Raw genomic sequence first — 21,483 nt, 5'->3', positions numbered from 1 at the left:
CGAAAGCAAAGATGTACCGGCCGCAACGCCCTGATTGCAGAGGGGGTTTGTGGTAAAATGCAGGGTTTTCCGGTACATGCAGTGACTGGCTGAGGAATGATCGAGTGATTACGACAAGCAACATTACCATGCAGTTCGGCGCCAAGCCGCTTTTCGAGAAGGTTTCCGTCAAGTTCGGTGAAGGCAACCGTTATGGCCTGATCGGTGCCAACGGTTCCGGCAAATCGACTTTCATGAAAATTCTCGGGGGAGACCTCGAGCAAACCAGTGGCGAAGTCGCCATCGAGAACGGCCTGCGCCTGGGTAAATTGCGCCAGGACCAGTTCGGCTATGAAGACCAGCGCGTGATCGATGTGGTGATGATGGGCCACACCGAGATGTGGGCGGCGATGAGCGAACGCGACGCCATCTACGCCAACCTGGAAGCCACCGAAGACGACTACATGCACGCGGCCGAGCTGGAGGCCAAGTTTGCCGAGTACGACGGCTACACCGCCGAGGCACGCGCCGGCGAACTGCTGATGGGCGTGGGCATTCCGGTCGAGCAGCATTTCGGCCCGATGAGCGAAGTGGCGCCGGGCTGGAAACTGCGCGTACTGCTGGCGCAGGCGCTGTTTTCCAACCCGGACATCCTGCTGCTGGACGAACCGACCAACAACCTGGACATCAACACCATCCGCTGGCTGGAGCACGTGCTGAACGAGCGCAACTCCACCATGATCATCATCTCGCACGACCGTCACTTCCTGAACTCGGTCTGCACCCACATGGCGGATCTGGACTACAACACCATCCGTATCTACCCGGGTAACTACGATGACTACATGCTGGCGTCCACCCAGGCGCGTGAACGTCAGCTCAGCTCCAATGCCAAGGCCAAGGAGCGCATCCAGGAACTGCAGGAATTTGCCGCCCGCTTCTCCGCCAACAAGTCCAAGGCACGCCAGGCGACTTCGCGCCTGAAGCAGGTCGACAAGCTGAAGTCGGAAATGGTGGAAGTGAAGCCGTCCAGCCGCCAGAGTCCGTTCATCCGCTTCGAGATGGACGAACGCTTCAAGCTGCACCGTCAGGCAGTGGAAGTGCAGTCGCTGAGCAAGGCCTACGACAACAAGGTGCTGTTCAAGGACATGAGCTTCATCCTTGAGGCCGGTGCCCGCCTCGCCATCATCGGCCCCAACGGCGCCGGTAAGACCTCGCTGGTGAAAATGCTGGCCGGGGCCTTCGATCCGGTACTGGCAGAAGGGCTGACCCCGGATCACGGCATGGTGAAATGGGCGGAAAAGGCGCAGATCGGCTACTTTGCCCAGGATCACGAGGCCGAGTTCGACAGCGACCGCACGCTGACGGAGTGGATGCGCGAGTGGGGCCAGGACGGTGACGACGAGCAGGTAATCCGCGGCACCCTCGGCCGCCTGCTGTTCGGCGGCAACGATGTGGAAAAGGCGGTGCGTGTACTGTCCGGTGGCGAGAAGGGCCGCATGCTGTACGGCAAGCTGCTGCTGCAGAAGCCGAACGTGATGATCATGGACGAACCGACCAACCACATGGACATGGAGTCGATCGAAGCCTTGAACATGGCGCTGGAAAAGTACAAGGGCACACTGATCTTCGTGTCGCACGACCGCCAGTTCGTCAGCTCGCTGGCCACCCAGATCCTGGAACTGGATGGCGAGGGCGGTTACGACTACTACACCGGCGATTACGAGGAATACCTGTCCAGCAAGGGCCTGGAGTAATCCCCGACAATCCCGTACAAAACAGGCAGCTGACGCTGCCTGTTTTTTTGTGTGCAGGTTGGCCGCAACAGCCCTTGCCGCCCGCGTCAGCTTCTTAGAGCGATTGCTTTACGTTGGCGACAGCCTTGCGCTATATTGCAGCGCAAGGTGTTGTGCGTTGCAAAACAGGATGCCGCAGTGCAATGTCCGAGCCATAACATACATAAAAGACAGAGAACGACAGGGACTTGAATCTCGAAGGTCGGTGGTGGAGGAATATCCGTTCGACAATCGGGTTGCCTGCAACCTAGCAAAGGAAAAATCATGCGCTTGAAAGGGAAAGTCTCCATCATCACCGGTGGTGCCAGTGGTATCGGTAAGGCTACTGCAGAGAAATTCATCAAGGAAGGTGCCATCGTAGCGGTTTGCGACATCAATATGGATGCCGTCAATGCCGTGGTGGAAGAGCTGAAAGCGCGGGGTGGCGAAGCCGTCGGCTATCAGGTGGACGTGACCAACAAGGCGCAGATCGCCGACATGGTTGGCGCACTGAAAGCCCAGTTCGGCCGCATCGACGTGCTGGTCAACAACGCCGGCATCGTGATGGACGCGCAGCTGATCAAGATGAGCGAAGACCAGTTCGACAAGGTGATCGACATCAACCTGAAGGGCGTTTACAACTGTACCAAGGCTGTGGTCGACACCATGATCGAGCAGGGTGCCGGTGTGATCCTGAACGCGTCGTCCGTGGTGGGCGTGTACGGCAACTTTGGGCAGACCAACTACGCCGCCTCCAAGTTCGGCGTCATCGGTTTCGTGAAGACCTGGGCCAAGGAACTGGGCAAGAAGGGCATTCGCGCCAACGCGGTGTGCCCGGGCTTTGTGGCCACCCCGATCCTGAAGTCGATGCCGGAAAAGGTGATTCAGGCGATGGAAGACAAGGTGCCGATGAAGCGCATGGCACAGCCGGAAGAGATCGCCAACGTGTACGCGTGGCTGGCTTCCGACGAGGCCAGCTACATCAACGGCGCCGCCATCGAAGTGACCGGTGGCCTAACGCTGTAATGTAAGCCACCTGCTGCGGCGACTTGTCGCACGTAAAAAAGGTTGGCCGCAATTGCGGCCAACCTTTTTTCATGCCTATTACCACGTCACGGGGCTGTGGTTCAGGCCTCGTGCTCCAGCATGGTGACGCCGGGCAGGCCGGAGCGGAACACCGCCTGCTGCAGTGTGTGGATCGCCTGCTTGCGGAAAAACTGCTTGCGGGTGACCAGCAGCACGCGCCGCTGCGGCACCGGTGCGGCAAACGGAATGATGGACAGCAGGCCCTCGTCCGCCGGCGACACCGAAGTCTGCGGCAGCACGGTGACGCCCATGCCGCTGGCCACCATGTGACGGATGGTGTTGAGCGAGCTGCCCTGCAGCGACGCGGCCAGGCCGTTGTTCTGGTGCTGGCGGCTGGCGACCTCGCTGCAGGCCTGCAGCACGTGGTCGCGGAAGCAGTTGCCCTGCGACAGCAGCAGCACGCTTTCGCTGGCCAGATCGCACGAACGCACTGCGTCGCGCTTCTCCCACGGGTGGCCCTTGGGCGTGGCAACGACGAATTCCTCGTCGTACAGCGGCACCGCCACCGTGCCCGGTTCGTCGAACGGGTCGGCGACGATGATGGCGTCGACTTCGCCGCGCTTGAGCATTTCGGCCAGCCGCGCGGTGTAGTTCTCTTCCAGGATCAGCGGCATTTCGGGCGCCAGGATGCGCAGCGCCGGGATCAGCTTCGGCAGCAAGTAGGGGCTGATTGTGAAGATTACCCCCAGCTTCAGCGGCCCCGCCAGCTCGTTCTGGTGCTCGCCGGCCAGGCGCTTCACCGTCTCCGCCTCTTCCAGCACCCGTTGCGACTGCTCGATGATGCGTTCGCCGATTTCGGTGACGCTCACCTCCTGGCCTCCGCGCTCGAACAGGGTGACCCCCAGCTCGTCTTCCAGTTTCTTGATCGCGATCGACAGCGTCGGCTGGCTGACGAAGCAGCTCTGGGCCGCCCGCCCGAAGTGGCGCTCGCGCGCCACCGCGACGATATAACGCAGTTCGGTCAGAGTCATGGTGTCAGCGCTGGTGTTCCGGCAGGACGATGTTCACTTCCAGGACCTCGAAGTTGTCCTGACGCTCCAGGTGCACCTTGATGTCGTCCTGGTTCACCGCCACGTACTTGGAGATCACCTCCATCAGCTCACGCTGCAGCGCCGGCAGGTAGTCCGGTGCGCCGGTCTTGCCGTCGCGCTCGTGCGCCAGGATGATCTGCAGGCGTTCACGGGCGATGGAGGCGGTTTTCTGGCGTTTGCCAAAAATCATATCGATCAGGGACATGGCTAGCCTCCAAACAGTCGTTTCAGGAACCCGATTTTTTCCGCTTCTAGGAAGCGCATCGGACGGTCCTCGCCAAGGAAGCGGGCCACCACGTCGCCGTAAGCCTCGGCGGCGTCGGAACCCTTGATGTGGATCGCGGGGGTGCCGGAGTTGGACGCCTGCAGGATGGCCTGCGATTCCGGGATCACGCCGATCAGCGGAATGCGCAGGATTTCCTTCACGTCGTCCACCGACAGCATCTCGCCCTTGTCGACGCGGGCCGGCGAGTAGCGGGTGATCAGCAGGTGTTCCTTCACCGGCTCGCGGCCTTCTTCGGCACGGCGCGATTTCGACGACAGGATGCCGAGAATGCGGTCGGAGTCGCGTACCGATGACACTTCCGGGTTGGTGACCACGATGGCCTCGTCGGCAAAGTACAGCGACATCAGCGCGCCTTTTTCGATGCCGGCCGGCGAATCGCAGACGATGAACTCGAAGCCCATCTCGTCCAGGTTCTTCAGCACCGTTTCCACGCCTTCGCGGCTGAGCGAGTCCTTGTCGCGGGTCTGCGACGCCGGCATCACGTACAGGTTGTCGCAGTGCTTGTCCTTGATCAGCGCCTGGTTGAGGCTGGCTTCGCCATTGATCACGTTGATCAGGTCATACACCACGCGACGCTCGCAGCCCATGATCAGGTCCAGGTTGCGCAGGCCGACGTCGAAGTCGATTACGGCGGTCTTGTGGCCGCGCAGGGCGAGGCCGGATGCAAAGCTGGCGCTGGTGGTGGTTTTGCCGACACCACCCTTGCCGGAGGTCACAACGATGATTTTTGCCACGATATCGATCCTTGGAATAACGATGCTGGTTACTTGTCGAGCGGGATCATGACCACGCGCTCTTGTTCGAGATAAATCTGGGTCGGCTTGCCCTTGATGCTCTGCGGCAAGTCCTGTTCGATGGTGCGGTACACGCCGGCGATGGAAACCAGCTCGGCCTCCATGCTCTTGACGAAGATGCGGGCTGCGGTATTGCCGCGGGCGCCGGCCAGTGCCCGGCCGCGCAGCGGCGCGTAGACGTGGATGCTGCCGTCGGCGATGAGTTCCGCGCCGGCACTGACCATCTCCAGCACCACCAGATCGCCGCCCTTGGCGTAGATCTGTTGACCGGCGCGCACCGGGCGATCGACGATCATGGTCGGCGTCGGCAGGCTGCTGTCCGCCACGGGTGCCGCCGCTACCGGGGCGCTGACGCTTTCCGCGCTGCTCTTGCCGCCACCGCTGCCGCTGATGAAGGGCAAGCCGAGGCGGTGGGCGAGGGCGGCATACTGCGCATCGCGGTGACGGACGGCGGCAATGCGCAGGCCGTGCTGCTGCAGCATGGCGCAGACCGGGGCCAGCGTGTCGCTATCCGGCGCCGGCAGCTGCTCAATGTCCAGCACGAACGGCTCGGGTTCGAGGCTGCTGAAACGTTGCTGGATGGCATCTTGCAGGGAGGACAGGTCGGTGCTGCGCAGTACGATGGCCAGCAGGTCAAGACTGGCGGATTTGATGTCGAAAAGGTTGGCCGCAGAACTCATTGGATTTATCGCCGGATAGATAGATTTATTTTATGGATGGAGTGTATCGCTTTGTCCTGAGCCTTTCAATCAAAGGCTGGCGTCATTGCCAGTGCCCGAAGATCGTTGTGGCGGAGGTGTCGGAGCCGTACCGGCTGGCAATGCTCGCCGGTGCGCACGACTGTCACCGGGCGGACACACTGCTGCAATGCGCAGCCGCCATGATGAATGTGTTTGCTGTTGTAAAAATAGCGACTTAGCGATGTTGCGGCGCAACAAATTCGTTGACATTGATGCGGCGCAACACAATAATGCAGCTTGTTGCGATGCGGCAACGACGAGTTTCAAGACGATATTGCTGCTGAGTGTTTCATTTTTCGAAAAGGATTAACCATGTTTACTACTGCACAAGAGTTTTCCGCTTTCGGTCAGTCGCAGTTCGACAAAGCCGTCCGTTTTTCCGGCATCCTGCTGGCCAGCGCCGAGCGCCTGGCTACCCTGCAGCTGGAAATGTCGCGCAAGCTGCTGGCCGAGAACGCCCAGACGCTGAAGCAACTGTCGGCGATCAAGGACCCGAAGGCGCTGGCCGAATTCCAGAGCAGCCTGACCCAGCCTAGCCTGGACAAGGCCTTCGCCGCCGCGCGTGAAGTCTACGATGTCACGCTGGCAGCCCAGACCGAGCTGACGTCCTTCGTGGAAGAGCAGGTTGCCGAAACCAACAAGAACGTACTGGACGTGATCGATCGTCTGGCGAAGAACGCGCCGACCGGTTCCGACGCTGCGGTACAGGCACTGAAGAACATCGTGACCTCCAGCAACGCCGCTTTCGAAAGCGCTGCCAAGACCGCGAAGAAAGTCGGTTCCGAGTTCGCCGAAGCCAGCGTCGAAGCGGCCGAGAGTTCGGCCAAGGCAGCCAGTGCCGCCGTCAGCCGTACCCGCAAGGCGACACCGTCCGCTTCTGCCTGATCGATACGCTTCATCCTGTTTGAACGAAACCTCCCGCACGGGAGGTTTTTTCGTTTCTGCCTTTTGTTAGGCGGACGCGCACACTGAGTCGCGCTTGACGTGCATCAAAGCACGATTGCGGGTAGCGGCTATGCTTTCGGTATGAGATGAGCGGTGCCGGCAAGCGGTGCGGTTGATCTGAGTTTGCCTGCGGCGAGCAAGCGAGGAGCCGGATCAGGGATGGTTTGGTGCCGCTAGGCCAACGACGCTTTTCCTCTTGATGTGTGTGTTTGGGGTACGGTGGTGGGCCGTACCCCCTTTTTTTGTCTGTCAAAAGCCCGTGCCGGTGTGCACGGGCTTTTTGCGTTGCGGCCAACGTTGGCCATCGTGCGGCACAGCCTGAGGCGTTTGGGCGTTGCGTGTCCGTTTTCTTTCCTGCTCACCAGCCTTGCAGGCTTATGCCGCATCTGGCAAGTAGTTCGTAAAATCTGAACAAGACATTCAGATTACTTCTCTATTAATTGAATTAGACCAGTCGTATAGTTGCAGCATTGCTTCTATGGTCATTGCTGCTACAGGCTGACCGGAAGCCTGTAGTGTCCAGTCTCATAAAATAAGCATACAAATTATTCGAACCAGATGCCGAAATAATCAAAGCGACCAAATTTAAATAAAAGGATATTGATCATGAAAAAGCTGCTAATTACCTCTATCGCTGTTGTGCTGGCTAGTGTTGTTGCTCCGGTTTACGCTGCCCCTGCTGCTGTGCAGCAGCAAGATGTAGAGATGACTGCGAAACGTGATGGCGGCGATGCTCCATACATGATTGCAGGCCGAGAAGGTGGTGACGCCCCGTACATGGTGGCTCGCCGCGAAGGTGGTGACGCCCCGTACATGGTTGCTCGCCGCGAAGGTGGTGACGCCCCGTACATGGTGGCTCGCCGCGAAGGTGGTGACGCGCCGTACATGGTGGCTCGCCGCGAAGGTGGTGACGCCCCGTACATGGTAGCCCGTCGCGAAGGTGGTGACGCCCCGTACATGGTGGCCCGTCGCGAAGGTGGTGACGCCCCGTACATGGTAGCCCGTCGCGAAGGTGGTGACGCCCCGTACATGGTGGCCCGTCGCGAAGGTGGTGACGCCCCGTACATGGTGGCCCGTCGCGAAGGTGGTGACGCCCCGTACATGGTAGCCCGTCGCGAAGGTGGTGACGCCCCGTACATGGTAGCCCGTCGCGAGGGTGGTGACGCGCCCTATATGGTCGGTTAAGCCAGGACAAGAAAAAGCCCCGCTTGTTGCAAGCGGGGCTTTTTTGCGACTGTTGCTAGCCGGTATCGTGCTTAGCGCACGATAGGCTTGTAGCGGATGCGCTTCGGCTTCGCGCCTTCCTCGCCCAGACGCTTTTTCTTGTCGGCCTCGTACTCCTGGTAGTTGCCGTCGAAGAAGGTCCACTGCGATTCGCCTTCCGCCGCCAGGATGTGGGTGGCGATACGGTCCAGGAACCAGCGGTCGTGGGAGATCACGAACACGGTGCCGGCGAATTCCAGCAGCGCGTCTTCCAGCGCGCGCAGGGTTTCCACGTCCAGGTCGTTGGACGGTTCATCCAGCAGCAGCACGTTGCCGCCCTTGAGCAGGGTCTTGGCCAGGTGCAGGCGGCCGCGTTCGCCGCCGGACAGCATGCCCACCTTCTTCTGCTGGTCGCCGCCCTTGAAGTTGAAGCGGCCCAGGTACGCGCGGCTGGACATCTCGAAGCGGCCAACGGTGAGGATGTCTGCACCGCCGGATACATCCTCGAACACGGTCTTGTCGCCTTCCAGGCCTTCACGGCTCTGCTCGACGAAGGCCATCTGCACGGTCTGGCCGATCTTCACCGTGCCGGCATCCGGCTGTTCCTTGCCGGCAATCATCTTGAACAGCGTCGATTTACCGGCACCGTTGGGGCCGATGATGCCGACGATGGCACCCGGTGGCGCCTTGAACGACAGGTTGTCGATCAGCAGGCGGTCGCCGAAGCCTTTCGACACGCCGTCGAATTCGATCACTTCGTTGCCCAGGCGCTCTGCCACCGGGATGAAGATTTCCTGGGTTTCGTTGCGCTTCTGGTGCTCGAAGCTGGACAGCTCCTCGAACTTGGCCAGACGCGCCTTGGATTTCGCCTGGCGGCCTTTCGGATTCTGGCGTACCCACTCCAGTTCCTGCTTCATTGCCTTCATGCGCGCGCCTTCCTGCTTGCTTTCCAGCTCCAGGCGCGCCTCCTTCTGTTCCAGCCAGCTGGAGTAGTTGCCCTTCCACGGGATGCCCTCGCCGCGGTCCAGTTCCAGGATCCATTCGGCGGCGTTGTCGAGGAAGTAGCGGTCGTGGGTTACCGCCACCACGGTGCCGGGGAAGCGCACCAGGAACTGCTCCAGCCACTCCACCGATTCGGCATCGAGGTGGTTGGTCGGTTCGTCCAAGAGCAGCATGTCCGGCTGCGACAGCAGCAGCTTGCACAGCGCCACGCGGCGTTTTTCACCGCCGGACAACGGGCCGATCTTGGCGTCCCACGGCGGCAGGCGCAGCGCGTCGGCGGCCAGCTCCAGCTGCAGCTCGATGTTGTCGCCGGCGCCGGCGGAGATGATGGCTTCCAGCTTGGCCTGTTCTTCGGCCAGCGCGTCGAAGTCGGCGTCCGGCTCGGCGTAGGCGGCGTACACCTCTTCCAGGCGCTTCTGCGCGCCCATCACGTCGCCCATGCCGCTTTCCACTTCCTCGCGCACGGTCTTGTCAGGGTCGAGCTTCGGCTCCTGCTCCAGGTAGCCGATCTTGACGCCGGCCAGATGCTGTACCTCGCCGTCGTATTCCTTGTCGACACCGGCCATGATGCGCAGCACGGTGGACTTGCCGGCGCCGTTGAGACCGAGCAGGCCGATCTTGGCACCCGGGAAGAAGGACAGCGAAATATCCTTGATGATCTGGCGTTTCGGGGGAACGATCTTGCTCACGCGGAGCATGGACATCACATATTGAGCCATAGCTTGTGCTTGTATTCCTGCTGGATTGCGATAGGGAGATTAACCGGAGAAGTGTAGCAAATTCGGCGTCGGCGTGCGGCCAAGGTTGGCCGCACACTGGCTCAGAACAGCAGCGCCAGGATGAACACGCCGAGCATGGCGAAGGCGCAGGCGATCTTGGCGACGGTGCCGGCCAGAAAGCCGAGGAAGGTGGCGGCGCCGACGCGACTGGCCTGTGGCAGGTTGCGGCGCGCGATCAGCTCGCCGATGACGGCACCGAGCACCGGCCCGGCAATGGCACCGAACAGGCCGAAGAACAGCCCGATCAGGCCGCCGAGCAGGGAGCCGATCAGTGCCTCGCGACTGGCGCCGCTTTTCTGGGCGCCGAGCAGGCTGGCGACGCTCTCGATCACCATGCCGATCACGGCGAGTACCACGATGGTGGTCAGCGGCCAGAAGCCGACGTGCACGAAATTGCCGTTCCAGGCGGCCAGCAGGAAGCCGGCGGCCAGCAGGCCGAGGCCGGGCAGGGCGGGGTAGATGGTGCCGGCGAGGCCGATCAGCACCAGCAGGATGGACAGCAGGTACCAGAGCAGAGACAGATCCATGGGGTTTCCGAAGACAAAGGGGGTGCAACAAAGAAAACGGCGCGAGGCAGAAGTTCCGCTCGCGCCGTGTCTGCGGCCAACCTTGATGGCTGGCCGGCGCTCAGCTGCAGTATTCCTGCAGCAGGGTTTCCTGCGCGCAGCGGCCCTTGCCGCGCGCCATGCGCCGGCGGTAGCTGCCGTCGGCCTGCATCTCCCAGGCGTTGGTGTTGTCGTCGAGGTAGATGCGCAGGCCTTCCTTCATGATGCGGCGCTTCAGCTTGACGTCGAGGATAGGCACGCAGGTTTCGATGCGGCGGAAGAAGTTGCGCCCCATCCAGTCGGCGCTGGCGATGTACAGGTCCTCGGCCTTGTCGTTGTAGAAGTAGAACACGCGGGTGTGCTCGAGGAAGCGGCCGACGATGGAGCGCACGGTGATGTTTTCCGACAGCCCTTCCACGCCGGGACGCAACGCGCACACGCCGCGGATGATGAGGCTGATCTTGACCCCGGCCTGGCTGGCGCGGTACAGCGCCTGGATTACCTGCGGCTCCAGCAGCGCGTTCATCTTGGCGATGATCTGTGCCGGCTTGCCGGCCTGCGCGTGGGCGATCTCGCGGTCGATGGCGCCGATGATCATGTTGTGCAGCGTGAACGGCGACTGGTACAGGTGCTTCAGTTCGCCGGCGCGGCCGAGGCCGGTGATCTGCACGAACAGGTCATTGACGTCGCTGACGATGTCTTCGTTGCAGGTCAGCAGGCCGAAGTCGGTATACAGTCGCGCGGTGCGCGGATGGTAGTTGCCGGTACCCAGGTGCACGTAGCGTTTGAGCTGGCCTTCCTCGCGGCGTACCACCAGCAGCATCTTGGCGTGCACCTTGTAGCCGAACACGCCGTACACCACGTGGGCGCCGGCATCTTCCAGTCGCGACGCCCAGCTGATGTTGGCCTCTTCGTCGAAGCGCGCCATCAGCTCCACCACCACCGTCACCTGCTTGCCGGCACGGGCGGCGGCAATCAGCGATTCCATCAATACCGAGTCGGTACCGGTGCGGTACACCGTCATCTTGATCGCCACCACCTCCGGATCGGTGGCGGCGTTGACCAGCATGTCGATCACCGGCTGGAACGACTGGAATGGATGGTGCAGCAGGATGTCGTTCTTGCGGATCGCCTCGAACAGCGGTGTCTTCTTGGCCAGCACCGGCGGCAGCGTGGCCACGAACGGCGCGAACTTCAGATCCGGGCGGTCAACCTTGTCCGGTACCTGCATCAGGCGCACCAGGTTGACCGGGCCGTCGACGCGGTAGATGTCCTGCTGCTTCAGGTTGAAGGTGTGCAGCAGGAATTCTTCCATGTGCGTCGGGCAGGTATCGGCGATTTCCAGTCGTACCGCGTCGCCGTACTGGCGCTGGCGCAGTTCGCCCTGCAGCGCGGTACGCAGGTTCTTCACGTCGTCGTCGTCGACGTTGAGGTCGCTGTCGCGGGTAACGCGGAACTGGTAGCAGCCCTTCACCGTCATGCCGGGGAACAGCTCCTGCACGTGCGAGTGCAGGATGGAGGACAGGAACACGAAGCTGTGCTGGTTGCCGCCGCACAGCGCGGCCGGCAGCTTGATCACGCGCGGCAGGATGCGCGGCGCCTGCACGATGGCGATGCCGGATTCGCGGCCGAAGGCGTCGGCGCCTTCCAGCTCGATGATGAAGTTCAGGCTCTTGTTGAGCAGTTTCGGGAACGGATGCGACGGGTCCAGCCCGATCGGGGTCAGGATCGGCATCAGTTCGCGGAAGAAGTAGTCGCTGATCCAGGCTTTCTGCTCGCTGTCCCACTCGTTGCGGCGCATGAAGATGATGCCTTCGGCACGCAGCGCCGGGAAGATCTCCTCGCGCAGCAGGCGGTACTGCTCGCGCACCAGCGCATGGGCGGCCTCGGACAGGCGGGTCAGCACCTCCGCCGGCTTGCTGCCGTCGGCGAGGATGCGGTCCGGAGTGACTTGTGCCGCTTCCTTCAGCCACGCCACCCGCACCTCGGCAAACTCGTCCATGTTCGACGACACGATGCAGAGGAATTTCAGGCGCTCCAGCAGTGGCAGGCGTTCCTCTTCGGCCTGCGCCATCACGCGGCGGTTGAACTCGATCAGGGCCAGTTCGCGGTTAAGCAGGTTTTCGTGTGTTGTCGGCATTTTATGCATTGGTACTGGTGCGGGAGTAAAAAAAAGCCCTCACGGGGAGGGCGCGGTCGTTGCTTACTGCTGCGGCGTGAAGCCGGCGACCTGGTCGGCCCCCTGGCCGAAGAAGTAGGCTTCCAGCTGCGCGGCCAGATACTGGCGGGCGCGGGCGTCGGCCAGGCTGAGGCGGTTTTCGTTGATCAGCATGGTCTGGTACTTCAGCCAGCCCTGCCACGCCTCCTTGGAGACGTTTTCCAGAATGCGCTGACCCAGTGCGCCGGGCAGCGGCGGGAAGTCCATGCCTTCTGCTTCGCGACCGAGCTTAACGCAGTTGACCATTTGTGCCATGGTGAATTCCTTGAGAAGTGTCGAAACGATAGAGACTAATTGTGTCACAGAGATGACAGGTCACCAACCTTTGTGCCACCACCGCCGTTTACAAGGCCTTGATCAGCACCTTGGAACGGCGGTTGTGGTTGTACAGCTCGCGGCGTGACTGCGGCAGCTGTTCGATGTTGGCCGCAACGAAGCCGCGCTCGGCGAACCAGTGCGCGGTCTGGGTGGTGAGGATGAACAGCGCCTTGTAGCCGTACAGCCGCGCGCGTTGCTCCACGTGCTGTACCAGCAGGTCGCCGAAGCCGCTGTTGCGTCGGTCGGCGCTGACCGCGAGGCAGGCCAGCTCGGCCATGCCGTCCTCCGGGAACGGCAGCATCGCGACGCAGGCGGCGATGCGGTCGTCGTGTTCCAGCACCGAGTAGTTGCGGATCTGCATTTCCAGGTGTTCGCGGCTGCGCTTGATCAGGATGCCCTGTTCCTGCAGTGGGCGGATCAGCGCCAGGATGTCGCCGACGTCCTCGATGCTGGCCTCGCGGATCTTCACCAGCGAATCGCGCGCGATCATGGTGCCGGTGCCAAAGTCGGTGAACAGCTCCACCAGCAGCGCGCCGTCGTCGTCGTGGCTGACCAGGTGCGAGCGCACCACGCCCTCGCGGGTGGCGCGGATGGCGTAGGGCAGGCTGAGGCGGCATTCCTCGCTGTCGATGCCGCGCTGGTAGATCGCCTCCGCTTGGTCGGCGGAGATGGCGTTGTGCAGCACGCCGTCGGCATCGACCAGGCCGTGGCCCTGCACCAGGAAGATCAGTTTCTCCGCCTTCAGCTCGATGGCGGTCTGGCAGGCCACTTCTTCCATGGTCATGTTGAAGGCCTCGCCGGTCGGCGAGTAGCCGATCAGCGAGCTGAGCACCAGCTCGCCGCGATTGAGACGCTCGTTGATGGCCTCGGTGTCGATCTTGCGCACGCGGCCGCTGTACTGCATGTCGACGCCGTCGATCACGCCCAATGGCTGCGCGGTGACGAAGTTGCCGCCGGCGACGCGCAGGTGGGCGCCGTGCATCGGCGAATTGGGCATCCCCATCGACAGGAAGGCTTCCAGGTCGTGGCGCAGGCCGCCGACCGCGGACTTCACCGCCTCCAGCGTCGGGCCGTCGGTTACGCGGCGACCCTGGTGGAAGTGGCGCTCGATGCCGCGCAGGCGCAGCTGTTCGTCGATCTGCGGCCGCGCGCCGTGCACCAGCACGATGCGCACGCCGAGGCTGACCAGCAGGTTCAGGTCCTGCGCCAGACCGTACAGGTTGCCGCGTGCCAGGCTCTCGCCATTGACGGCGACGACAAAGGTTTTGCCACGAAAGGCGTTGATGTAAGGCGCCGCCTCGCGAAAGGCGAGCACAAAATCAGGGTGCAGCATGATGGGCCCCACAGGTAGACAGCCACAAAAACGCAAGATTAGCAGGAATGATGACTTTATAGACAGTGCCGCCGCCGCCAGCGCCGGCGGCTGGCCGGCCAGGGTTGGCCGCAACGCGCATCCGGCACGGCCATGAAAAAGGCCGGGCACCTTGCGGCACCCGGCCATCGCCGACACGCTGACAGACTCAGGACGGGGTCTTCTTCAGCATGATCTGCTGTACCTTGAGGATGTTCAGCGCCTGGTTCAGCTGCACGTCGCTGGCGGTGTCGCCATTGCCGTTACCATTGCCGTTGCTGTCGCCGTTCTTCGGCTTGTCACCGTTGCCGGCCGGCTTGGCGACCGGCTTGGCCGCTGGTTTGGCGCTTTCGGCCGGATCGTTCGGGTTCTGCAGGTGGCGTTCCAGATCGGCTTCGCGCACGCGCAGCGAGGCCAGCGCCTCGTTGCCTTCTTCGACCACGATGTCCGGCACGATGCCCTTGGCCTGGATCGAGCGGCCGTTAGGGGTGAAGTAGCGCGCGGTGGTCATCTTGATGCCGCCGTTATTGGCCAGCGGCAGTACCGACTGTACCGAGCCCTTGCCGAAGGTCTGGGTGCCGACGATCAGCGCCCGCTTGTGATCCTGCAGCGCACCGGCGACGATTTCCGAGGCCGAGGCGGAGCCGGCGTTGACCAGCACCACCAGCGGCACGTTCTTGATCGCCGGCGGCACCTTGGCGTATTCGCTGGTCGCCTTGCCACGCTGGTAGTCGCGCGGGTTGGCGTACAGGCGCATCTTGGAGTCGCTGGCGCGGCCCTCGGTGTACACCACCAGCGCATCCTGCGGCAGGAAGGCGGCGGATACGCCGACGGCACCGTGCAGCACACCGCCCGGATCGTCACGCAGGTCCAGCACCATGCCCTGCAGCGGCGCCTTGTTGTCCTTGTACAGCTGGGTCAGGGCCTGCGCGAAGTTCTCGACGGTGTGTTCCTGGAACTGGGCGACACGGACGTAGCCGAAGCCCGGCTCCAGCAGGCGCGACTTCACGCTCTTGGTCTTGATCACCGCGCGGGTGAGGGTGAAGACCAGCGGCTTGGATTCGGTCTTGCGTGCGATGGTCAGCGTCACCTTGCTGCCCGGCGCGCCGCGCATCTTTTTCACCGCGTCATTGATCGACAGGCCGCGCACCGGGGTGTCGTCGATCTTGACGATCAGGTCGCCACTCTTGATGCCGGCCTTCTGTGCCGGGGTGTCCTCGATCGGCGCCACCACCTTGACCAGGCCGTCCTCGGTGCCGATCTCGATGCCGAGGCCGCCAAACTCGCCCTGGGTGCCCTCGCGGAATTCCTTGAATTCTTCCGGATCGTAGTAGTCGGAGTGCGGGTCAAGGCCGGACAGCATGCCCTTGATCGCCTCGTTGATCAGCTTCTTGTCTTCGACCGGCTCGACATAGTCCTGCTTGATGCGGCCGAATACCTCGGCAAAGGTGCGCAGCTCGTTCAGCGGCAGGATGCCGTTATTCTTGTCGGCGAAGGCCTGGATGCTGATGGTGAGCGCACCGCCCACCAGGGCACCGGTGGTCAGCAAGGCAAGTTTGCGTAAGCGGGGAGAGCTCATGGTGTGTGTTCCGTTCGTACGGGCTATCGTGCCCAGGACTGTGGATTGATCGGCCGGCCCATATAGCGCAGCTCGAAGTAAAGCCCGGTTTCGCCACTTTCCAGGCTGCCGCTGGCGCCAAGTACGTCGCCGCCGCGGACCGTGGCGCCGTTGCCGCGCACCATGGTGGCAAAACCGGTGTAGACCGTCATGTAGTTGCCGCCGTGTTCGACAATCATCGCATTACCGAAGCCGCGTAGCCAGTCGGCATAGACCACGGTACCGTCGGCGACCACGCGTACCGGGCTGCCGGGCGCGACCTTGATGAACATGCCCTTCCAGCTGGCGCCTTCGCCGCGGCGCGCGCCGAAGCGACCGCCGATCTCGCCGGCGACCGGCAGTTTCAGCCGGCCCTGCAGGCTCTTGAAGGCATTGCCGGACAGGCTGGCATCGGCCACCTCATCCACCGATTCGACCCTGGCCGGGGCTTTCGGTTCTGCCGGCAGCGGCTTGCCCTGTTTCTTCGCCTCGGCGACCTGCTGGCGACGTTTCTCTACGGCCAACCTTGTCGCCTGTTCGCGCGCCTTTTTCGCCTGTTCGGCCTTGGCGGCGGCGGCAAGCTGGCGGCGGCGGATGTCGGCGTTGATGCGGGCGATCAGTGTGCTCAGCTCGCGTTCGTCTTCCTTCAGCTGCTGCAGTTTCTGCTGCTGGTTGCGGATGGAGCTGTCCAGCTGGCTGACCTGCTGGCTGTGCTGGTTGCGCGCCTGCTGCAACTGGCGCTTTTCCTGCACCTTGGCGCTGGACAGCCGTCCCAGGCGCACCAGTTCGTCCTCGATGCGCTCGCTCATCGCCTGCAACTGGATTTCCTGCTCGCGCAGCGTCTGGATCAGGCTTTGCTGCGCGCGGTGGATGTGGGTGTAGTAGGTGAGGTCGCGCGCGCTCTGGTTCGGGTCCTGGGTGTTGAACATGATGGCCATCGCGTCCTGCTGGCCGCGCTTGTACTCGGCTGCCAGCAGGCGGCCGACGCGCTGCCGCGTCTCGGCCACCTTGATGCGGATGGTTTGCAGCTCGGCCTGCAGATTGTCCAGCTGGCTGCTGCTGGCATCCTGTTTCTTTTCCAGCTCGTTCAGTACCTGATGCGTAGCCTGCAGCGCCTGCTCGGACTTGGCGATTTCGCCGGCGGTCTGCTGCCGCTCGGCCTCCTTGCGCGCGATGTCCTGTTGCAGGGTGCTGATTTCCTTGCGCACGCTGTTGAGGTTCTGCTGTGGCGCGGCCGCCGGCGGGGCGGCCTGCGCCACGCCGTACAGCGCGGCGAGCAGGCTGAGCGTCAGGCGTGCTTTCACTGGAACTCGATCAGCGAGTGGCCGGTCATCTCGGCCGGTTGCGGCAGCCCCATCATCGCCAGCAGGGTCGGGGCGAGGTCACGCAGCGCGCCGCCATCCTGCAGCGTGGCGTTGCGGCCAACGTACAGCAGCGGCACCTTTTCCAGCGTGTGCTGGGTGTGCGCCTGCTGGTGGACTTCGTCGTTCATCTGCTCGCAGTTGCCGTGATCGGCGGAGATCAGCACTTCGCCGCCGATGGCCTGCATCGCGTCGACACAGCGCTTGATGCAGGTGTCCAGCGTCTCCACCGCCTTGACCGCGGCGTCGAAGATGCCGGTGTGGCCGACCATGTCGCAGTTGGCGTAGTTGCAGATGATGGCCGCGTACTGGCGGCTGTTGATGGCCTCGACGATCTTGTCAGTCACCTCCGGCGCGCTCATTTCCGGCTGCAGGTCGTAGGTGGCCACTTTCGGCGACGGCACCAGGATGCGGTCCTCGCCGGGGTAGACCTGTTCCTCGCCACCGTTGAAGAAGTAGGTGACGTGCGGGTATTTCTCGGTTTCGGCGATGCGCAGCTGTTTCAGGCCGAGCGAGGACAGGTATTCGCCTAGGCCGTTGCGGATCTTCTGCGGTGCATAGGCGACCGGGTGGCTGTAGGCCTCGCCGTAGGAGGTCAGGCTGGTGAACAGCGCGAACTTCGGCTGGCGGGCGCTGAAGCCGTCGAAGGCCGGATCGGTCAGCGCGGAGGTCAGCTGGCGCGCACGGTCGGCGCGGAAGTTCATGAACACCACCACGTCGCCGTCCTGCATTTTCAGCGGCTCGCCGATGATGGTGGCCTTGACGAATTCGTCGTTCTCGTCGCGGGCGTAGGCGGCGGCCAGCGCGTCAAGGCTGCTGGCGGCGTGGTATTCGGCTTCGCCTTCCACCAGTGCCTGGTACGGTGCTGCCATGCGCTCCCAGCGCTTGTCGCGGTCCATTGCCCAGTAGCGGCCGCAGACGGTGGCGACGCGTGCGTTCGGGCAGCGTGCCAGCACCGCGTCGAGGCGCCTGAGGTAGGTCTCGGCGCTGCGCGGCGGCGTGTCGCGGCCGTCGAGGAAGGCGTGCAGGGCGATGCGGCCAACGCCGGCCGCCTGCGCGCCTTCGATCAGCGCGTGGATGTGGTTTTCATGGCTGTGCACGCCGCCGTCGGACAGCAGACCCATCAGGTGCAGGGTGCTGCCCTGCTGCTTGGCGGTCGCGATCGCCTGCGCCAGTACCGGGTTGGCGGCCAGCGTGCCGGCCTCGACGTCGCAGTCGATGCGGCTGATGTCCTGCTGCACGATGCGGCCGGCGCCGATATTGAGGTGGCCGACCTCGGAGTTGCCGAACTGGCCGGAGGGCAGGCCGACATTGTGCTCGGAGGCGTCCAGCGTACTGTAGGGGTAGCGCGCTTTCAGCGCGTCCCAGTTCGGGGTGTTTGCCGCCAGAATGGCATTATCGTCGCCTTCGAGGCGGTGACCGAAACCGTCAAGGATGAGAAGCAAAACCGGCGTAACAGTAGCCATGATGTCCAATTATCTTGTGGTGAGTGCAGGAAAACCCGAGGCCGTGGCAGCAGGCGGCCACGGCGAGGAATCAAGATAGTAAAGCATCGGACGCTGGCTGTCAGTGCCTCAGGCTGTAGCCTGGCGACTACTGCGCGGCGGCTTGCGGCGGATGTACAGGGTCTTGCTGATGCGCGCCACTTCAGCCCCCTCGGCGTCGTAGATGCTGACGCTCAGCGCAGGCAGATGCTTGTCGCCGCTGGCGGTGGCGTCGCGCACGCGCTGCAGCAGCTCGTCGTCGAGGCGGAAGCGGGCGCAGACCACGCCACGGCCGGGTTTGAGATAGTCGATGCTGCCGGCCTTGTCCCACACGATGTAGTCCTTGCCGAGGTTTTTCAGCAGCATCAGCATGTAGAACGGGTCGGTCATCGAGTACAGGCTGCCGCCGAAGTGGACGCCGACATAGTTGCGGTTGGTCAGCCCCAGCCGCAGCTGGACGTCGACTTCCTTCCAGTCCGGGCTGATGCGGCGCACCCTGACCCCGGCGCCGAGGAAGGGTGGCCACAGATTGAGGACGAACTTGGCGAGACGATGGTTCATGGCGACGGTGAAACGGCTGTTTGAATCAGGCTATCGTCGCGGCAACGGCGCCCGCAGTCAAGCCATCCGCCAGCCCGTTCCGGAATGCCTATTCTCAGAACGGTAGCTCGCTTTGCCGGCCCTGCTGCTGGCCGACCACGGCCGTGGTTTCGCCTTCGGCCAGCCGGATGTGCAGCAGCTCGCCGGCGCGCAGTTGCGCCGCGGAGCGCACCACGGTGCCGTCCTGTTGCTGCACGATGGCGTAGCCGCGCTGCAGCACCGCCTCCGGATTGATTGCGGCCAGTGTTGCCTGATGCCGCGCCAGCACCAGTTGCCGCTGCTGCCAGTGCTGGTGTATCAGCTGTCGCAGCTGGTCGCCGCGTCGCGCCAGCACCTGCTGCCAGCGGGCGAGGTCGGGGCGGGTGCGCTGCAGCCGGTGCTGGCACTGCTCCAGCTGCCGCTGCCGTGCCTGCAGCAGCTGGCTGCCGGCACGGGCCAGACGTTGTTGCTGCGCCTGCAACAGCTGGCGCTGGCGCTGTAGCCGCTCGCCGGGATGCTGCAGTCGGCGGCCGAGGAAATCCAGCTGTTGCGACTTGTCGGTCAGCAGCCGCCCCAGCGCGCGTTCCAGCCGGCGCTGCGCGTAGTCGACACCTTGCTGCAGCGCCTCGCGGCTGGGCGAGGCCAGCTCGGCGGCGGCGGTCGGGGTCGGCGCGCGGTGGTCGGCGACGAAGTCGGCGATGGTGGTGTCGGTCTCGTGGCCGACGCCGCTGATCACCGGCAGTGCGGAGCGGGCGATGGCGCGGGCGACCACTTCCTCGTTGAACGCCCACAGGTCCTCAATGCTGCCGCCGCCGCGGCAGACGATCAGCAGCTCGACTTCCTGGCGCAGGTTGGCCGCATCGATGGCGGCGGCGATCTGTGCCGCGGCGGTGTCGCCCTGTACCGGTGTCGGGTACAGGATCAGCGGGATGCTGGGCATGCGCCGGCGCAGGGTGGTGACCACGTCGCGCAGCGCGGCGGCGGCCGGCGAAGTGACGATGCCGATGGCGGCGGGGTGGGCGGGCAGCGTTTTCTTGTGGCGATTGTCGAACAATCCTTCCGCCGCCAGTTTCGCCTTCAGCTGCTCGAAGGCCTCGTACAGGCGACCCAGACCGGCCGAGCGCATGGTGTCGACGTTGATCTGGTAGTCGCCGCGTGCCTCGTACAGCGACACCGTACCGCGCAGCTCGACCTGCATACCTTCCTGCAGGCGGAATCCCAGCCCGCTCAGACGGTTACGGAACATCACGCAGCGGATTTGCGCGCGTTCGTCCTTCAGCGAGAAGTAGGCGTGGCCGGATGCGGCCAGGGTCAGGTTGGAAATTTCGCCGGCAATCCACATCGGTGGCAGGCCGCTTTCAAGCAGATCCCGCGCCATGCGGTTGAGCGAGGTGACGCTGATGACGTCGTTTTGGTGTTGGCTGAAAAGCATGCTTGTCAAGTCATCCACAGGCAGGTTGGGGCAGCGGCTGGCGTCGATTGTTTATCTTAATACGGGGCCGGTACATGAATAGATAAACTAAAAATCTTTATTAATCAGTGTCTTGTATGTTTTGTGGCAATATTGTTGCCATAAGGCCGGGCCAGCAAGGACAAGGCTTTGCGGCGCGGGCGGCAGGCTTGTCCACAAAGTTATCCACAGGTGTTGTGGGCGAGCGGGTAATTCCCTTGTAAATTCGCGACTTAGCGCTTTTGTTTAAAGCGCAACATCATGGCAGCGGCCATGCATGGCGGTTGCAGGCGGCAGCCCGAGCCGATAAAGTCTCGGCCTTGGATAACGCCTGAGGAATTGCCCGTGTGGTCAATCATTGAAGCGGCCGGCTGGCCGATCTGGACCATCATTCTCTCGTCGGTGGTGGCATCGACCATCATCCTGGAACGATTTTACAGCCTGCGCGCGGCGCTGATCATACCGCCAAACCTGCTGTCGCAGACGCTGCAGGAGTATCGCCGTGCCGCGGTGAGCCAGAGCATGGTGGCCGAACTGCGCGACCATTCGCCGCTGGGCCGGCTGTTCGCCGCCGGGCTGCGCCAGTTCGGCAACAGCCGCGAGGTGATGAAAGAGGCGATCGAGGACGAGGGCCGCGTGGTGGCGCACCAGCTGGAGCGCTACCTGACCACGCTGGGCACCATCGCCGCGATGGCGCCGCTGCTGGGCCTGCTCGGCACCGTGATCGGCATGATCGAGATCTTCGGCTCCCAGGCGCCGGGCGGCACCGACCCGCGCGCATTGGCGCACGGCATTTCCGCGGCGCTGTACAACACCGCCTTCGGCCTGATCGTGGCCATCCCCAGCATGTTCTTCTATCGCCACTTCCGCGCCAAGATCGACGGCCTGCTGGTCGAGATGGAAGCGCAGGCGGTGCACCTGCTGGAAGCGGTGCACGGCGAGCGTCGCGGCGACTGAGGC

Annotated in this window: 19 protein-coding genes; 5 read left to right on the top strand and 14 right to left on the bottom strand. The window is 63.2% G+C overall.

All coding sequences use genetic code 11. The features are described from left to right. Nucleotides 1–104: 104 nt before the first annotated feature. Nucleotides 105–1,736 (top strand): ABC-F family ATPase, encoded by a 1,632-nt coding sequence (locus tag PQU96_RS09460; RefSeq protein ID WP_272772087.1) that lies wholly within the window; start codon nt 105–107, stop codon nt 1,734–1,736. A gap of 303 nt (nt 1,737–2,039) precedes the next feature. Then, entirely contained in the window at nt 2,040–2,780 is a 741-nt protein-coding gene (fabG, locus tag PQU96_RS09455) for a 3-oxoacyl-ACP reductase FabG (protein ID WP_272772085.1), read from the top strand. Between the two features lie 101 nt (nt 2,781–2,881). Here fabG and PQU96_RS09450 read toward each other — a convergent pair whose 3' ends face one another. Genes PQU96_RS09450 through minC form a run of 4 tightly spaced genes read right to left on the bottom strand, consistent with a single transcriptional unit; the run spans nt 2,882 to nt 5,631 of the window. Further along, nucleotides 2,882–3,811: a LysR substrate-binding domain-containing protein gene (locus PQU96_RS09450; protein WP_272772084.1), complete on the bottom strand. Its 930-nt coding sequence runs from the start codon at nt 3,809–3,811 to the stop codon at nt 2,882–2,884. A gap of 4 nt (nt 3,812–3,815) precedes the next feature. Continuing rightward, nucleotides 3,816–4,076, bottom strand: a complete 261-nt coding sequence (gene minE / locus PQU96_RS09445) for a cell division topological specificity factor MinE (RefSeq protein ID WP_047966227.1) — start codon at nt 4,074–4,076, stop codon at nt 3,816–3,818. A gap of 2 nt (nt 4,077–4,078) precedes the next feature. Further along, nucleotides 4,079–4,891: a septum site-determining protein MinD gene (minD, locus tag PQU96_RS09440; protein ID WP_272772082.1), complete on the bottom strand. Its 813-nt coding sequence runs from the start codon at nt 4,889–4,891 to the stop codon at nt 4,079–4,081. A 29-nt stretch (nt 4,892–4,920) separates the two neighbouring features. Next, nucleotides 4,921–5,631 carry a septum site-determining protein MinC gene (gene minC, locus PQU96_RS09435; protein ID WP_272772081.1) on the bottom strand — a complete coding sequence of 237 codons (711 nt, stop codon included), beginning with the start codon at nt 5,629–5,631 and terminating at the stop codon, nt 4,921–4,923. A gap of 372 nt (nt 5,632–6,003) precedes the next feature. Here minC and PQU96_RS09430 point away from each other — a divergent pair, with 372 nt between their 5' ends. Beyond that, a complete protein-coding gene (locus PQU96_RS09430) occupies nt 6,004–6,576 on the top strand; it encodes a phasin family protein (RefSeq protein ID WP_272772080.1) in 573 nt (190 codons plus the stop codon). 765 nt (nt 6,577–7,341) lie between these two features. Then, nucleotides 7,342–7,821, top strand: coding sequence for a hypothetical protein (locus tag PQU96_RS09425; protein WP_272772079.1), 480 nt, complete (start codon nt 7,342–7,344; stop codon nt 7,819–7,821). Nucleotides 7,822–7,892: 71 nt separating this feature from the next. Here PQU96_RS09425 and ettA read toward each other — a convergent pair whose 3' ends face one another. The 10 genes from ettA to xseA all read right to left on the bottom strand — a co-directional run bounded on the left by ettA (nt 7,893) and on the right by xseA (nt 20,505). Continuing rightward, nucleotides 7,893–9,560 (bottom strand): energy-dependent translational throttle protein EttA, encoded by a 1,668-nt coding sequence (ettA, locus tag PQU96_RS09420; RefSeq protein WP_272772077.1) that lies wholly within the window; start codon nt 9,558–9,560, stop codon nt 7,893–7,895. A gap of 101 nt (nt 9,561–9,661) precedes the next feature. Continuing rightward, the gene (locus tag PQU96_RS09415; RefSeq protein WP_272772076.1) at nt 9,662–10,147 is read right to left on the bottom strand and encodes a DUF456 domain-containing protein; all 486 of its coding nucleotides are present in this window, start codon (nt 10,145–10,147) and stop codon (nt 9,662–9,664) included. A gap of 100 nt (nt 10,148–10,247) precedes the next feature. Next, on the bottom strand, nt 10,248–12,305 hold the full coding sequence (ppk1, locus tag PQU96_RS09410) for a polyphosphate kinase 1 (RefSeq protein WP_272772075.1): 2,058 nt from the start codon (nt 12,303–12,305) through the stop codon (nt 10,248–10,250). A 63-nt stretch (nt 12,306–12,368) separates the two neighbouring features. Further along, a complete protein-coding gene (locus PQU96_RS09405) occupies nt 12,369–12,638 on the bottom strand; it encodes an oxidative damage protection protein (protein WP_272772074.1) in 270 nt (89 codons plus the stop codon). 88 nt (nt 12,639–12,726) lie between these two features. Then, nucleotides 12,727–14,034 carry an amino-acid N-acetyltransferase gene (argA, locus tag PQU96_RS09400; protein ID WP_272772073.1) on the bottom strand — a complete coding sequence of 436 codons (1,308 nt, stop codon included), beginning with the start codon at nt 14,032–14,034 and terminating at the stop codon, nt 12,727–12,729. 187 nt (nt 14,035–14,221) lie between these two features. Beyond that, nucleotides 14,222–15,631, bottom strand: a complete 1,410-nt coding sequence (locus tag PQU96_RS09395; protein WP_272772072.1) for a S41 family peptidase — start codon at nt 15,629–15,631, stop codon at nt 14,222–14,224. A gap of 23 nt (nt 15,632–15,654) precedes the next feature. Then, nucleotides 15,655–16,953, bottom strand: coding sequence for a murein hydrolase activator EnvC family protein (locus PQU96_RS09390; RefSeq protein WP_272772070.1), 1,299 nt, complete (start codon nt 16,951–16,953; stop codon nt 15,655–15,657). Then, a complete protein-coding gene (gene gpmI / locus PQU96_RS09385) occupies nt 16,950–18,476 on the bottom strand; it encodes a 2,3-bisphosphoglycerate-independent phosphoglycerate mutase (protein WP_272772068.1) in 1,527 nt (508 codons plus the stop codon). Before gpmI ends, PQU96_RS09390 begins: the two co-directional genes overlap by 4 nt. Nucleotides 18,477–18,584: 108 nt before the next feature. Further along, the gene (locus PQU96_RS09380; protein ID WP_272772067.1) at nt 18,585–19,055 is read right to left on the bottom strand and encodes a DUF4442 domain-containing protein; all 471 of its coding nucleotides are present in this window, start codon (nt 19,053–19,055) and stop codon (nt 18,585–18,587) included. Between the two features lie 94 nt (nt 19,056–19,149). Then, the gene (gene xseA / locus PQU96_RS09375) at nt 19,150–20,505 is read right to left on the bottom strand and encodes an exodeoxyribonuclease VII large subunit (RefSeq protein WP_272772066.1); all 1,356 of its coding nucleotides are present in this window, start codon (nt 20,503–20,505) and stop codon (nt 19,150–19,152) included. 363 nt (nt 20,506–20,868) lie between these two features. On the opposite strand from xseA, the gene PQU96_RS09370 reads away from it, so the two are divergent. Then, the gene (locus PQU96_RS09370) at nt 20,869–21,480 is read left to right on the top strand and encodes a MotA/TolQ/ExbB proton channel family protein (RefSeq protein ID WP_272772064.1); all 612 of its coding nucleotides are present in this window, start codon (nt 20,869–20,871) and stop codon (nt 21,478–21,480) included. Nucleotides 21,481–21,483 lie beyond the last annotated feature (3 nt).

The sequence above is a fragment of the Vogesella margarita genome, from assembly GCF_028548475.1.
Classification (GTDB): domain Bacteria; phylum Pseudomonadota; class Gammaproteobacteria; order Burkholderiales; family Chromobacteriaceae; genus Vogesella; species Vogesella margarita.
The sequence above is the reverse complement of the archived record's forward strand: the minus strand, read 5'-3'. Positions and strand labels throughout refer to the sequence as shown.

What these genes read in the sequence shown, in the direction of transcription:
- fabG (WP_272772085.1), top strand. Translation starts at nt 2,040, where the DNA reads ATGCGCTTGAAAGGGAAAGTCTCCATCATCACCGGTGGTGCCAGTGGT.
- PQU96_RS09450 (WP_272772084.1), bottom strand. Translation starts at nt 3,811, where the DNA reads ATGACTCTGACCGAACTGCGTTATATCGTCGCGGTGGCGCGCGAGCGC.
- minE (WP_047966227.1), bottom strand. Translation starts at nt 4,076, where the DNA reads ATGTCCCTGATCGATATGATTTTTGGCAAACGCCAGAAAACCGCCTCC.
- minC (WP_272772081.1), bottom strand. Translation starts at nt 5,631, where the DNA reads ATGAGTTCTGCGGCCAACCTTTTCGACATCAAATCCGCCAGTCTTGAC.
- PQU96_RS09430 (WP_272772080.1), top strand. Translation starts at nt 6,004, where the DNA reads ATGTTTACTACTGCACAAGAGTTTTCCGCTTTCGGTCAGTCGCAGTTC.
- PQU96_RS09425 (WP_272772079.1), top strand. Translation starts at nt 7,342, where the DNA reads ATGACTGCGAAACGTGATGGCGGCGATGCTCCATACATGATTGCAGGC.
- ettA (WP_272772077.1), bottom strand. Translation starts at nt 9,560, where the DNA reads ATGGCTCAATATGTGATGTCCATGCTCCGCGTGAGCAAGATCGTTCCC.
- PQU96_RS09415 (WP_272772076.1), bottom strand. Translation starts at nt 10,147, where the DNA reads ATGGATCTGTCTCTGCTCTGGTACCTGCTGTCCATCCTGCTGGTGCTG.
- ppk1 (WP_272772075.1), bottom strand. Translation starts at nt 12,305, where the DNA reads ATGCCGACAACACACGAAAACCTGCTTAACCGCGAACTGGCCCTGATC.
- PQU96_RS09405 (WP_272772074.1), bottom strand. Translation starts at nt 12,638, where the DNA reads ATGGCACAAATGGTCAACTGCGTTAAGCTCGGTCGCGAAGCAGAAGGC.
- argA (WP_272772073.1), bottom strand. Translation starts at nt 14,034, where the DNA reads ATGCTGCACCCTGATTTTGTGCTCGCCTTTCGCGAGGCGGCGCCTTAC.
- PQU96_RS09395 (WP_272772072.1), bottom strand. Translation starts at nt 15,631, where the DNA reads ATGAGCTCTCCCCGCTTACGCAAACTTGCCTTGCTGACCACCGGTGCC.
- gpmI (WP_272772068.1), bottom strand. Translation starts at nt 18,476, where the DNA reads ATGGCTACTGTTACGCCGGTTTTGCTTCTCATCCTTGACGGTTTCGGT.
- PQU96_RS09380 (WP_272772067.1), bottom strand. Translation starts at nt 19,055, where the DNA reads ATGAACCATCGTCTCGCCAAGTTCGTCCTCAATCTGTGGCCACCCTTC.
- xseA (WP_272772066.1), bottom strand. Translation starts at nt 20,505, where the DNA reads ATGCTTTTCAGCCAACACCAAAACGACGTCATCAGCGTCACCTCGCTC.